Origin of the sequence: Sphingobacterium sp. UBA3549, from assembly GCF_002376635.1 — a bacterium.
Classification (GTDB): domain Bacteria; phylum Bacteroidota; class Bacteroidia; order Sphingobacteriales; family Sphingobacteriaceae; genus Sphingobacterium.
The window spans coordinates 36382-48845 of record NZ_DFOE01000016.1 but is presented as its reverse complement, the minus strand read 5'-3'; the positions used below and the strand labels follow the sequence as shown (position 1 = coordinate 48845).

At 36.2% G+C, this 12464-nt stretch carries 17 protein-coding genes; 7 read left to right on the top strand and 10 right to left on the bottom strand.

Annotated features, from left to right (window positions below):
• Positions 1 to 99: 99 nt before the first annotated feature.
• From B2W36_RS08660 to B2W36_RS08650, 3 genes are all read left to right on the top strand, one after another.
• Positions 100 to 2103 carry a sensor histidine kinase gene (locus B2W36_RS08660; protein ID WP_293887464.1) on the top strand — a complete coding sequence of 668 codons (2004 nt, stop codon included), beginning with the start codon at positions 100 to 102 and terminating at the stop codon, positions 2101 to 2103.
• Between the two features lie 2 nt (positions 2104 to 2105).
• Positions 2106 to 2849 carry a LytR/AlgR family response regulator transcription factor gene (locus B2W36_RS08655; RefSeq protein ID WP_293887463.1) on the top strand — a complete coding sequence of 248 codons (744 nt, stop codon included), beginning with the start codon at positions 2106 to 2108 and terminating at the stop codon, positions 2847 to 2849.
• Between the two features lie 115 nt (positions 2850 to 2964).
• Positions 2965 to 3297: a DUF4870 domain-containing protein gene (locus B2W36_RS08650; RefSeq protein WP_209579620.1), complete on the top strand. Its 333-nt coding sequence runs from the start codon at positions 2965 to 2967 to the stop codon at positions 3295 to 3297.
• A gap of 60 nt (positions 3298 to 3357) precedes the next feature.
• Here the strand turns inward: B2W36_RS08650 and B2W36_RS08645 are convergent, their stop codons facing one another.
• Positions 3358 to 3786, bottom strand: coding sequence for a GNAT family N-acetyltransferase (locus B2W36_RS08645; RefSeq protein WP_293883409.1), 429 nt, complete (start codon positions 3784 to 3786; stop codon positions 3358 to 3360).
• Between the two features lie 138 nt (positions 3787 to 3924).
• Positions 3925 to 4272 carry a nuclear transport factor 2 family protein gene (locus tag B2W36_RS08640; RefSeq protein ID WP_293883406.1) on the bottom strand — a complete coding sequence of 116 codons (348 nt, stop codon included), beginning with the start codon at positions 4270 to 4272 and terminating at the stop codon, positions 3925 to 3927.
• 124 nt (positions 4273 to 4396) lie between these two features.
• Between B2W36_RS08640 and B2W36_RS08635 the strand changes: the two genes are divergently transcribed.
• Positions 4397 to 4963, top strand: a complete 567-nt coding sequence (locus B2W36_RS08635) for a TetR/AcrR family transcriptional regulator (protein WP_293887460.1) — start codon at positions 4397 to 4399, stop codon at positions 4961 to 4963.
• Positions 4964 to 5185: 222 nt separating this feature from the next.
• Here B2W36_RS08635 and B2W36_RS08630 read toward each other — a convergent pair whose 3' ends face one another.
• A complete protein-coding gene (locus tag B2W36_RS08630; RefSeq protein ID WP_414712087.1) occupies positions 5186 to 5503 on the bottom strand; it encodes a VOC family protein in 318 nt (105 codons plus the stop codon).
• A gap of 13 nt (positions 5504 to 5516) precedes the next feature.
• Here B2W36_RS08630 and B2W36_RS22635 point away from each other — a divergent pair, with 13 nt between their 5' ends.
• Complete coding sequence (locus B2W36_RS22635; RefSeq protein WP_409530112.1) at positions 5517 to 5684, top strand: DUF1398 family protein; 168 nt, start codon at positions 5517 to 5519, stop codon at positions 5682 to 5684.
• Positions 5685 to 6006: 322 nt separating this feature from the next.
• Here the strand turns inward: B2W36_RS22635 and B2W36_RS08625 are convergent, their stop codons facing one another.
• Together B2W36_RS08625 and B2W36_RS08620 are read right to left on the bottom strand one after the other, a co-directional pair.
• Positions 6007 to 6789 carry a hypothetical protein gene (locus tag B2W36_RS08625; protein WP_293887456.1) on the bottom strand — a complete coding sequence of 261 codons (783 nt, stop codon included), beginning with the start codon at positions 6787 to 6789 and terminating at the stop codon, positions 6007 to 6009.
• A 236-nt stretch (positions 6790 to 7025) separates the two neighbouring features.
• Positions 7026 to 7724, bottom strand: a complete 699-nt coding sequence (locus tag B2W36_RS08620) for a GNAT family N-acetyltransferase (RefSeq protein WP_293887454.1) — start codon at positions 7722 to 7724, stop codon at positions 7026 to 7028.
• A 212-nt stretch (positions 7725 to 7936) separates the two neighbouring features.
• On the opposite strand from B2W36_RS08620, the gene B2W36_RS08615 reads away from it, so the two are divergent.
• Complete coding sequence (locus B2W36_RS08615) at positions 7937 to 8374, top strand: carboxymuconolactone decarboxylase family protein (RefSeq protein ID WP_209579600.1); 438 nt, start codon at positions 7937 to 7939, stop codon at positions 8372 to 8374.
• Positions 8375 to 8699: 325 nt separating this feature from the next.
• Here the strand turns inward: B2W36_RS08615 and B2W36_RS08610 are convergent, their stop codons facing one another.
• The 5 genes from B2W36_RS08610 to B2W36_RS08590 all read right to left on the bottom strand — a co-directional run bounded on the left by B2W36_RS08610 (position 8700) and on the right by B2W36_RS08590 (position 12060).
• Positions 8700 to 8981, bottom strand: a complete 282-nt coding sequence (locus B2W36_RS08610; RefSeq protein ID WP_293887452.1) for a hypothetical protein — start codon at positions 8979 to 8981, stop codon at positions 8700 to 8702.
• A 635-nt stretch (positions 8982 to 9616) separates the two neighbouring features.
• Positions 9617 to 9871 (bottom strand): hypothetical protein, encoded by a 255-nt coding sequence (locus tag B2W36_RS08605; protein WP_293887451.1) that lies wholly within the window; start codon positions 9869 to 9871, stop codon positions 9617 to 9619.
• A complete protein-coding gene (locus tag B2W36_RS08600) occupies positions 9871 to 10209 on the bottom strand; it encodes a PD-(D/E)XK nuclease family transposase (RefSeq protein WP_293887503.1) in 339 nt (112 codons plus the stop codon). Before B2W36_RS08600 ends, B2W36_RS08605 begins: the two co-directional genes overlap by 1 nt.
• A 199-nt stretch (positions 10210 to 10408) precedes the next feature.
• Positions 10409 to 10795, bottom strand: a complete 387-nt coding sequence (locus B2W36_RS08595) for a hypothetical protein (protein ID WP_293883386.1) — start codon at positions 10793 to 10795, stop codon at positions 10409 to 10411.
• A gap of 473 nt (positions 10796 to 11268) precedes the next feature.
• Positions 11269 to 12060, bottom strand: a complete 792-nt coding sequence (locus B2W36_RS08590) for a hypothetical protein (protein ID WP_293883383.1) — start codon at positions 12058 to 12060, stop codon at positions 11269 to 11271.
• Between the two features lie 122 nt (positions 12061 to 12182).
• Between B2W36_RS08590 and B2W36_RS08585 the strand changes: the two genes are divergently transcribed.
• A complete protein-coding gene (locus B2W36_RS08585) occupies positions 12183 to 12413 on the top strand; it encodes a hypothetical protein (RefSeq protein WP_293883380.1) in 231 nt (76 codons plus the stop codon).
• Positions 12414 to 12464: the final 51 nt, after the last annotated feature.

Below are 12464 nucleotides of genomic sequence, written 5' to 3'. Positions count from 1 at the left end.
GGATGTTTTTACTTGTTGTATGGTGGATTTGAGTCCCTATTCGAAAAATTAAACCAATGATTTAATAGCTATATTTGCAAAAAGATATTGCAGCATTTTATGGATCACCTATATTTTACCAGACTGTATTTTTTCCGTGCAATATTAATCCCGCTGATGGCATTGACCGCTTCACTGAAAGCGCAAGACTCAAAAATAGAGTCATTGGCATCCCAGGGATATTCGTATAGATTTACGGATAGTGCGAAAGCTAAACAAATGCTCAATAATGCGCTAATACTGGCCAAGAAATCAAATTCTAAAAAAGATGAAGCAATCTGTCTTGCCTTTTTGGCGTTAACTTATCGAAGGCTGAATAGCCCGAAGGAATTTAATAACTATGCCGAGCAAGCCTACAAAATTTCCTCACAAACCAACGATGAGCGCGCAAAGGCTTACACTTATATGGTTATGGGAAATCTTAAATCATATTTCGATGACAATGCAGCCGCGCTGAATTACCAGCTTCAAGCCAATACACTTTTTGAAAAGCATAAGAATTATGCTCTCTGTGCTCAAATATGCGCCGATATTTCCTATAGCTTTTCCTTAAATTCGGATGATCGGGTCGAAAAATATGTGCGCGAGGCTATGAAGCATGCGCAACAATCTTCAGATGCCGAAAGCATACTACATGCCCGATTGGCAATGGGCTCTTACCTGACAGGTTTGACAGATAAAGACCCGGATAACATTTCCTTATGGGAAAATTCTGTGAAATTTTTAAAACAGACCGCAGACTATTCCGCAGAGAACGATAGCAGGATACCTAGTAAGAGTAACATCGCTATTTCTCATCTTAATCTTGCAGCACTGTTGATAAGACGGCCAAAACTGATGGATGGAATGTTATTTGCGCGACAATTGGATACGGCCATTGCCATAAGCAAAAAATACGGCGTGAAGGCTACTTATAGAAACAGCCTAGGATTGCGTGGAAAGTATTTATTGTATCAGGGCAACTATAGCAAAGCGAAGAAATTGTTTCTGGACGGAATTGCTTACCAGCTTCGGCTACCTTATAAAGACCATGAAATATTATCCCAGTTTTACGCCAGTCTCAAAGAAGTCGCTGCAAGGGAAAAAGATTATTCTTCTTATTATCTCTATGACCAGTCTTTTAGCAAATATAACCGCCTTACCTACGATGAAGCAATGCAACGGAATTTGCAGCTTGCGGAAATAAAATTTGAATCTGCTGAAAAAATCCGTAAAATAAAACAGTTAGAGAATGAAAAATTGCTTCAGGAAAAAAATAAGAATCTTGGATATGTAATTTCACTGATCTTGTTTCTTATCGTTATTTTTATCTTCATTTCTTTTTATTATAGAAAGCGATTTTACCAGAAGCAAGCTGATAACTTGAAGCAGCAGCAAATAAATGACCAACTCAAGCTCAACCTGCTGGAAAAGGACAGCCTTGAAAATCTATTGGCAAAGCTTTCTTTGGAACGGCGGTTTCTTCAGTCTCAGATGGACCCTCATTTTATTTTTAATTGCCTTGCAAATATTCAGAGCATCATCCTGAAAGGTGACCGTACAAAAGCGCTCACCTATCTTAATAAATTTGCACGGCTAACCAGAGAGACCTTGTATCATTCCAGAAAAGAATCAGTAACCTTGGAAGAGGAGACAGAAAACTTGAAAAGTTACATTGAATTGCAACAACTGAGGCTTAACCATTCATTTGATTATAGGTTCGAATTTTCAGATGAAGTAAATATGTACGAAAAAATACCACCCCTACTCATACAACCTTTGGTGGAAAATGCGATCGAACACGGGCTAAAACCGTTGACACATCGAAAAGGAAACATGGTTATAACATTCACAAAAAAATCATCGGAGCAGGTATTGATTTGTGTTATCAGAGACAATGGAATCGGAATGGAAGCTTCCCAAAAAGGGAAAAACAAAGACAAACATGATCCATTGGCTATAAAAATAATAGATGAAAGACTGGCACTGTATGCAAAGAATGACTCAGACAAACTTATTCCTCATTTTACAAAACAAAGCTCTGACGAGGGATGCACAATCACTATCAATATTCCAATAGTATAAATATGTATAAAGCAGTTATTATAGAAGATGAATATCATCTGAGAGAGGCCCTTTCTATCCTTCTTGAAATGGTCGCGTCTGACAGAATACAGGTGATCGGTTACGCCGAAGGGCTGCCAGAAGCCGTCAAAATTATTGACCGTTTAAAGCCAGACCTAGTTTTTATGGATATCATGCTGAAAAACGGGACCGGTTTTGATGTTCTTGAACAGATTAACCATAAAAACTTCCATCTTGTTTTTACTACCGCTTATGAGGAGCATGCGATAAGGGCATTCAAATTCAATGCTATCGACTATCTCCTGAAACCAATAGACTATGATGAGTTAAGAGAGACGCTTGATCGTATAGCACTCAAAAAATCGGATTACATGGATTTTCAAAATGTTATTGCTCCTTCTTCTAGCATCGCCAAGAAGCATGATAGAATAGTGCTTCCTACCATAGAAGCTATGCATGTTGTAAAACTCAAAAACATTATCAGGTGTGAAACCTCAGGTTCTTATACAACATTTATTCTCAAGAACGGGCAGCACATTATTGTTTCCAAACCATTGAAATATTATGAAGATATACTTATTTCACCCAATTTTATACGCGTACATCAGTCGCATTTAATCAATACAGATTTCGTCACAAGCTTCTCTAAGGATGGGGTTATAATGATGCTGAACAATGATACAATCCCTATATCCCGAGCTAACAGAGAACATTTCTTTAGAATCATGAAAAACGAAGAGGATTAGACTTCAAACCGGATAAAAATCCAAACTGCAGAAACGCAAAGTCATCAGGACAGAAAAAAAATCTGCTGACAAAAAATTCGGGCGTTATGATAGTTTTGTAAAAAAAAATCAGATTATGACTAGCAAAACTGCAGCAATTTTATCTTACATCACCATTATCGGATGGTTAATAGCGTATGTTAAAAGGAATGATATCACTCCTAAAAATGATCTTGTAACCTACCATTTGAAACAGGGTTTTGGCCTCTTTATCACTACAGTGATATTTAATTTCAGCATGTGGTTTGTTCTTTTATTAGTTCCTTCACTCTATTTTATTAATTTTATTGGAATCGTACTTTTCATTCTTTTTATCATCGGAGTCATCAATGCTGCCGGTGAAGTCAAGAAACCTCTTCCTTTGATTGGTAAACTTTTCGAAAACCAGTTTAATTTCATCGAGCAATAACTTGTGAATAACTGAAATTAAACATCAGACATAAAAATAAGATGCATTTTCTAATCTCCATTATTTTTTTAATATATAGATGTTGCTACTCTTTTTACTGAAACCAAGCTTTTCATAGAGTCCGATGGCAGACGTACGGTGTTCTTCGGTAAATAGCAGCACTTCACTTAGTTGCTGTTCGTTGGAGATGGACAGTAGTTTTTCGATAAGTCTATTCCCGATTCCCATTCCACGATAGCCCTTGTCTACCACAACATCTTCAATCCAGCCTTTCCTACCTGAGATTACGTGGTAGACTGCCATGGAGGCAATGCCGACTATTCTGTCTCCGATAAAACAAGCTAGTAAAGTTACCTCGTTGTTTTGAATTAAAATTTCATCCAATTTCGATTGTCTTTTATTGGGACTCAATTGCTTAAACAGCTCAAAAATCTGATTCTGGACATTTCCATTGATATTGGTATGGTTTAAAACTACTATTTTTATCATGTTAAAACGCTATTTCTTCTCATGCTTTAATACGTTGACTGTTTTCAGATTCCCCACTACATCCATTCAACTTTCGGAAATAAGTCGACAGAAAATTTAAACTAAGCTTTAGGGGCAAATAGTATAAAGATCCGTGAATTACTGGGGCTTCCCGATAACAAATGCTTTAAGTTCTGCTATTTTTCCATCTTCGAATCTCCAAATGTCGCAATAATAGAAATGCTCATATTCTCCGGCCTTGTTTTTCAATCGGATTTCTCCGGTCACTGTAACAAAATCCTCCTCCTCAATCGTCTTCTCTACGTTGAAAACTGGCGGTTCCTCATAAAACTCCTCCATATAAGTACGGACTTCTTCCTTACCATTCAGCGTTCGCTCCCCGACAAATACCCACTTTGTTTGATCAGTACAGTAGGCTAAGAACCCTTCATGGTCTCCTTTGGATACAAATTCATTGGCTGTGTGTAAAATTGATGCATTTTTCATGTTCGTATATCTTTTTGCTATTATCCTATTGCATTATTAAAATAGGTCAATCGACCTAATACAAATATAGGTCATTTGACCTATATAAAAATATTTTTTGATATTTTATTTTTAAATTTGTCGAATGCATAAAAAGGAAGAGCGGTTACACAAGATTTTATCCACAACAATAGCGATCCTAACTGAACAGGGAGCCGAAAAACTATCGATGAGAATGGTTGCTAAACATGCTAATATCTCGCTCAGTAACCTTCAATATTATTATAAGGATAAGGACCTCCTCTTCATTGCCACAGTTGAATTTTACTTTGAAAGCTGTAAAAAAGAACTTACCCAGACCATAAAACTTTTAACCGAGAATAGCGTGCCCGATAAAGATACTTTTTTGGAAAAGGTATTGAGCATGTTATTAATTGATAGCAAATCCAGCCATCAAACATTGATGTTTCAGGAGATATGGACTTTGGCAGCTAGAAATGAAGATTTGCAGCACGCAGTAGAAGCATATTATAAAACATACTGTCTTTGGATGATTAATTTGGTATCCAAATTTTGCCGCAAGCCTGAAGATGTTGTGAACTTCCTTATTCCTTTTGTGGAAGGTTATACGATTGTTCATAATGTCATCCCTTTGACTAAAGAAAAGGTGATTACAATGATGTTACGGATAATCTCCATCGTGGATGAATAAAGATGTAATACATATTACTGGTTAAATGTGACGATTCGATCATGTTGAACTGTACCTATATTGCAGGTCAATTATTGCCATCAATTTTCGAAAAAGAATAGACATTTCAAAAAAGAGCGCCAAGAAATTTTGATTTTTTGGCGCTGGTCTATCGTTCATAATACGAGGCTAAAAATAATAATCGCTGCGACTAGCTATATAAATAGACAGCTCGATTACTGACTAAGGATTATATACTCCGTTAAACAGTACAACCCTCCATCCGTCTGGATCTTCATACGTCACACTCTTATCTTTCCAGTAAGGATTTTCAGGTTCGACGGCGCCAATTCCCGCATTCTTGAAACGGTCATTTGCGCGTTTATAGTCGTCTTCATTATCGTAGTAAAGGACTAGTAGGTTTTCTTTCGTCGGCTCAGGTAAAGGAAACTTTTCCGCTTGCTGGGTAAACTCCAGATGATAGGTTTTGTCAGGCATACCCAACATCACACCATCGTAACCCAGATGATCTTCAAATTTTCCAATTATTTCCATTCCCAGGATATCAAAAAAATTGGGCGTTACCTCTTATGATGTTTTTGTTGCCGATGGACACTCGGATTTTTATGGCAATAATCGCTACAAAACCAGTTCTGCCGGCAATCACGAATTCTTAACAATCGGTTCGAGTGTTTATTCCGAACAATTTAAACAAGGATTAAAAGATCACCAGCCAGGCTAAACAGACTACGCAAACAGCTCGTCGCCATCACGCGCTTACATTTTATATATCTTTGTAGTGCTTTTATAGAGATTTAGGAGAATTCTATCTCATATTGATTTATTAGCTCTTTAAAAAAATGTTTAGAAAAGTTCGTAGTGGATATCCTTTTTAAAATATCTAATTGATCTGAATATTCTTTTTTTAAAGATTTCTCGACATACTCCCAGGAGTCGCCATCTAAATTTCGTTGTTGAAATTCTTCAGATTTTACAATATTTATAATTTCCTCTGCCCGGCACCTTTTCGCATCGAAATAATAAAAGGCCATTCGTATTCCTTGTTATGGGTATTTTATAGCGATACATAGACCATCGCGATACGTTTTAATGAGTTGGACAGGCCCACTTTCAGAATAATTCCATTCACCTGTTCGTTTACCGTTGATATAATGCCCATCTTCGACCATATTTTTATTGAACATAATGTCATACCGTTTCTCAATCCAATAGCCATTTTTCAGCTGATCTTTGGTTAGGCCCTTTAGCTGGTAATCTCCCCATTTTTTATCAACCGATGGCGTGCTTAGGTAATCAAGGAACAAACCATCCTTAACCTCATACTTCAAAGCTTTATCAGCTTTTTCGGTTTTTAAATGAATAGTGACTAGACTTTGTTTAATCTCGCTGTAACGCCGGTAGGTTTCTTCTGAATGAAGTACCTCGTAACATAACAAACTCGTGTATTCTACAAAAGGTAGCTCATTAACAAGCAGAATTGCCTGATAATCTCCATCCTCATAATCTACTTTCAAATAGAAAGCTTTAAACGTTGTGCCGTCGATAACCAGATCTTTGTAATTATAAAATTGCAATAAGGTGTCATTAGATGAAACAAAAAGATCCCACATAAATGGTCTTTCTACATCTCTTTCTAGAGCACACTTTAATCTCTTTTTCAACGCACAGATGCTATCTGGTGTTGTAATTATTTTTTGAATAGCGCCTTTCTCAATACTATTTATTAAAATTGAATCACCATCAAAAGATGTATTACTATTTTGGGCATGGTGTGTAAGACAGAGAAAAAATAATATGCAGGTACTAATAACACGTAATATAGGCATGGCTTTATTCTAGTTTCTATACATATTTATTTTTAGTGATTGCCACACCTATATTGCTGCAGTATTTCTTTTGCCATAACTTGACTATCAGCAAGTAGATTAACCTCATGCTCTTTTAAATATTTTCTTACCTTTTCTTTCATATATCATTAGTTCTTTAAAAATTCAGTTCGTATAACAATACGTATCAGTAATTGTTAATTACTCTCTATAGTACGTTTTTTTATATTTAATTTCTACCGCAAAACGCGACTCATCTTCCAGAAACTTAATTTTCTTCTAGATACAAACCCCAGCTTTTGATATAAGCGTATCGCATTCGCATTATCAGAAGCAACGTGCAAATAGGGAATTTTGGATCTGTTAAATATTTTATTGCTTACGTGGCTAATCAACTGTTTTGCATACCCCTTACCGGTATAGTCGGGATGGGTCACAATAGCACTTAACTCGGTATAATTGTTCATCTTCATACGCTCTCCCGCCACTGCAATGAGATTTTTATCTTTATAAATACCATAATATGTTCCTAAATCAGCAGTTTTCTCTTTAAAATAGCCCGGCTGAACGAGATTCACAAGGGTGGAAAGCTGAACTCTTTGTTCATATGTCTGCAGTTCAACTATATATTCATTGGATTCTAAATCGATTGGTTTCTCAAGAATCATCTGATTGCATACAAGTTCGCCATCAATTTTGACGTTCTGATCAATCTTGGGCTCATCGCCAATTAGGAAAAAATAGTCTGTGAATGAAGCATAATCTGCTATATTGAGCGCAACCGATTTATCATTAAATACCCCTCCAAATGGACAATAAGCAGGTTGGTAAAACTTTAGGCCATCATAATTAACTGCGAATTCCTCATGTGCTTCATCTAGTGAATACCAGGCAGGGTTATCTAATTTAAAAGTATCCATTTTAATATTTTTCATTACTTCAAATTACCTAATTTAAGAAAATAAAGTAATCTATTAATATCCTGATAGGTAAAAAATGATCTTAATCCATTTCTTAAACCTGTTTAAGTTTTATCAAATTATATTTATTCAACTTTGCATTACTCAAATAATGAATTATAAAATCAAATATGAGCATAACAGGAGGAAAACAGAAATATCTTTTTAACTACGAAAAATAGACAAAAATGAAACAACGCATCAACATTAAGGAATTGGAACCAAAAGTGTATGAAATCTTATATGCTATGGAAAAATATTTATCAACTACAAACCTAAGCGTAAACCTTCGTGAGCTAATCAAAATTCGGGTTTCGCAAATCAACAAATGTGCTTTTTGCATTGAGATACATACAAAGGATGCTAGAAGATTAGGGGAAACGGAATCTCGTATCTATGCTCTGACAGCATGGAAGGAAAGCCCATTGTTTAATGATGAGGAAAGAGCTGTTTTAGCATTGGCTGACCAGGTAACAGAAATTTCTGAAAACGGTGTATGTGAATCCGTCTTTCAAGAAGTTCAGAAATATTTTGACGACCATCAGGTCGCTCAAATGATTGTTGCCATCAATCAGATGAATTTTTGGAACAGAATTGCGGTATCTACAAAAATGTTTCATAGCTAAACATTTTCGAATTTTGCTTTTTGGATATGAGAATAAGGCGTACGTTGTAGTGCGCCTTATTTGTTCCTCTTTATTGTTCCGTTTGCCCAATCGGGCAAGCACCCTCGTTTGAATATATTAGGCAACTCTGGCTGGAACCAAAGCGTACTTTTAATGTAATCATGCCTAGAGAATTTGTTTACAACTTAATAACTGGAGTATAATCACTAGTTTAAAGGTTACAAGTCGTAATATGAATCCAGAGAAACCATAATTCAAGACTGAGTTGAACAAATAATTTGTAAAATAAAAAGCATAACTTACTTTCGCGCTTCAATTGTAATAGTTACATATCAATACTAAGATCCTGTATTTCCAATGAATAATCTAGCTGTACATTGATGGCATTGTTGGAAAAAATCTTCGGCGCTACAAAAACGATGATCAATTCTTCTTCAAAAAAATGAAATTGATCTATCAGCAGATCTTGCCTTAGCTCAGCATACTCTTTCTCTCTCAAATCGCCTTCGTAGGCACTCTCGGTGATTTCTATTGCAATCGCCTTTGTAATTTCAACAATCTCATTCTTAATAAACAATGTCTCGAGCACTCGCTTACTTTGTGCCAAAAGCGCTTTATAGTCTTCTTTTGATGAACCGTCCTGCTCTAAAAACAGTTCTGCCGCAATTTTTTTTTGATAGCATCAATTTCAAAAAGTACTTTTAGACTATCTGCTGTAATTTCTTCCTTTGTGACCCTGATTATTTCTAGCATATAATTACTTTTCAGTTATAAACTTTTGTGCCTGCTGTCGTATTCACGAATCATGGGCGAGACAGATCAAAATCCACTTCTCATTCTGATTAATATCACTGATTTTATTTCTTTCCGATCCAGTCCTTATCCGGATACTTTTTACCGGCACCACTGTAATCTCACCCTAACTAACTATATTCAAAACTAAATAATTCCAGCCGAATTTATTATTATTATCTTGTTGGATGATTGGGAAACTCTCCTGTTTACCATATTTCATTAAAAATTCTGCAGGTGGAAGTTGCCCTAGCGAAGAATGTGATCTGACATTGCTAAATTTAAATACATCTTAAAAACACGTGGCAAAGAATTGAAGATAACAATTGAAAAAAATCTATCAATCATAATTTGAAAGGTTCGAGACTGCAACATAGACTGTGTCAACCAATTTAATGGGCTCCGCCCATTCATCTATCGGTGTGGAGCAGTCATCCAAAATAAAGAAACTTAGAGTTTTTGGACCTCTTCGACAGAAAGTCCTGTGCCCTTAGCGATATCAGCTATAGGTAGCCCCATTTCCTTAAATGCTTTAGCAGTCTCAAGAGCTTTTTTACGCTCTCCTACTGCTAGACCTTTAGCTTTACCTTCTGCTAATCCTTCTGCTAAGCCTTTAGCGTGACCCAAAGCTTCTCCGGATTTCTTGGCCGAATTAAATACGCTCTCAGCATCACGCTTATGTTTTAAACTTGCTTCGTATGACATTAGCTCCTCCTCNNTGGCAATCTATCCATGGTACTCAAATGTTTAAGTAAGTACAACCACTGATCCATAACTGTCTTTAGTTCTTCTGGCTGTTTATTAAATAATGGAAGCGAAATCATTTTATATCCCAATTTATCATAAAATATTTCTTTGGTCATTTTGTCACACAGCGCCACATCATAGAAATAAGGCCGCCCTGTGACACGGGATACCCCAGAGCTTCCATTTCTATCCATGTCAAACTCCAAAATACCAATAAAGTAAACCTCTGGTAGGTAATAATCACTGCCCTTCTTACCTCGTGCTAATTGTTTATTGACAAAATTTCCAACCGAAATCGGTACGTGGATCTACATACCTACCCAAATGTTTTTTTGATCTAGCCATATTATTTATTAATTGGTTATCGAGTAAATATACAATAATAAATTGAAAAATACTAAAATAATTAGCACAAAAAAAGATTGGTTACCATTGCTATAGTGCGTGTGAGATTTGTCGCATAATCGATCTCTTTCGAATTAAAGAGAATTTTAGCTATTGATTGATAACTTTATACTCGGAAATTATTTTAATGGTATTTTTCCCTGCAGATTGAAACTCAAAGAAATATGCATAATTTACTTCTTTTGCTTTATATTTAATCGTTCCATTACATGCACCATATTTACCGTGGCTTAGAATTTCATCTATATTCAGTTCGACTACATTAATAAAACTATGTAAGTATTTTACAAATTCATCATCAGTTTCTATATTTCTATTGCCGATAATTTTGAAAGTAAATTTGTCTTCAAGCATTTCATTAATTTTTTGCCAATCTTTTTTATAAAAGGCAACTACAAAATCCCTAATAATTCTTCTTTTAGGGGAATTATCGCAATCTTTAGGTATATTCAGTACAATCTCTTTTTCTGATTTCATTTTGTTCATTGATATGATAAAACTCTTGAGTTTTAACTAAATTAAGTGAAATATTCCTTTCATAAACTTAAATTGGAATGAGGCTGCTGTTCTCATCCCTTTTAAATTAGTAATTCAAGTCCGAATTCTCTACTTTTAAATGCTCCATTTTTGCAGGGGGGGTCACAAATTTTAAACAGCAAGAACTTTACGATAATGTATTAAAGTCGATCAATAGCTTATATTCAAATCCCAAAGAAGGCCTGACTTTGGTTCCCGGGCAGGCGATAACTTTAGCAGCTTACCAACATAGAGGACTTAAAACATCCGCTATTGCCATCATACCAGAAAGTAATACCATAGCTCCTGCTAAAATTAGGCGTTCCTGTTTTTTTGCATTCTTAAACTTTTAAAGCTAACCTCAGAAACGGTATTGCGGTTGTCAATACTACTACGGATGAGTGGATGAGTTAGACATAACGTTGGATTTCGGCTTATTTTTTCGTTAATAAAAGAGCTAAATCCTGTTTTGCAAGCAAATGTCCTTTATTGACGATGTTACTCTTGAGATACAGAAAACACTGATTGCTATGATCGAGTTTGCCAATGATTACCTTAATAGATTTTATATCCAGTTCTTCCATTTCTGCAGGAGCTACTTTATTCGGATCTGAAATTAGTTTTCCGTCTTTCTTAACTTCTTCGAGTTGCCAGGAGTAACCTACCCAAGGCCCTGCAACCAATGTTGTCCGTTTGGCATCCATAGTGATCTGCTCTTTGTATTCCAAGCCCACATTATCAACTCTGAGTCTATGGTCTTTTAAATCGACGACTAGGTATTTTAAATAGTCTCCGAAGTCTTTCGGTTCAAAATGTAAACTATTTTCCTTACGCACAATCTTGACCTCCATAACCCCTATTTTGTCTAATTTGACAGATTGGGAGAAAGCTATAAATATAGCATACTCCTCTTCGCTAATACCTAGATTTTTGTGATACGGTATCGTTTCTCCTGGTTTTAATTCCTTCATTGTTTTAAAAAACCAATCTTCATTGGCTCTCATCGCTTGTTTCATTTTCTCAACAATTGCGCCCTGCGCTGCGTTGGGTCGGGGAACACCCAACACCGCCGCGGTATAGTCGCCCTCAGGAAGTTGTCTTTCAACGAATTGAATTGCCAACGCATTGCTGTCCACTCCTGATTGTTTTTGCGCAAAAACATGGAGAGAAAATTGGAATGTAGCTAGCACCGCAAATACACGAAGATATTGGTATAGAAATGTCATGTTAAAGCTGTTTGATCGATGAAATTACGTTTTTATTCTCACATTCTTACGTTTTCCGCGCCAAACTGATACTACTAGCGGGCGGAATGATCTTCTGGTGACTTCCTATAAAAAAAGGCCGCTTGGACAGTATTCGAGAGGCCGTAAAACCTGATATGTTATATGCTTTACTTTCGCTATGTCTGTTTTTTCCCGATGAGAAAATCCGTCCTACTCACTCCGCGGATCGGGCTTTAGCGGCATCTTGGCACAGCGTATTACCTCGATCGATGGACAGCCGAGGTTATCCGGAGGCAATTGACTGCGGATATGGAATTTCCAATGGGGAACGCCTAAAATCGGTATATCGCTGAGCTAATTCGAAAGAATGAAGGCTTATGATTTAGAATATGTAGGGAATATCA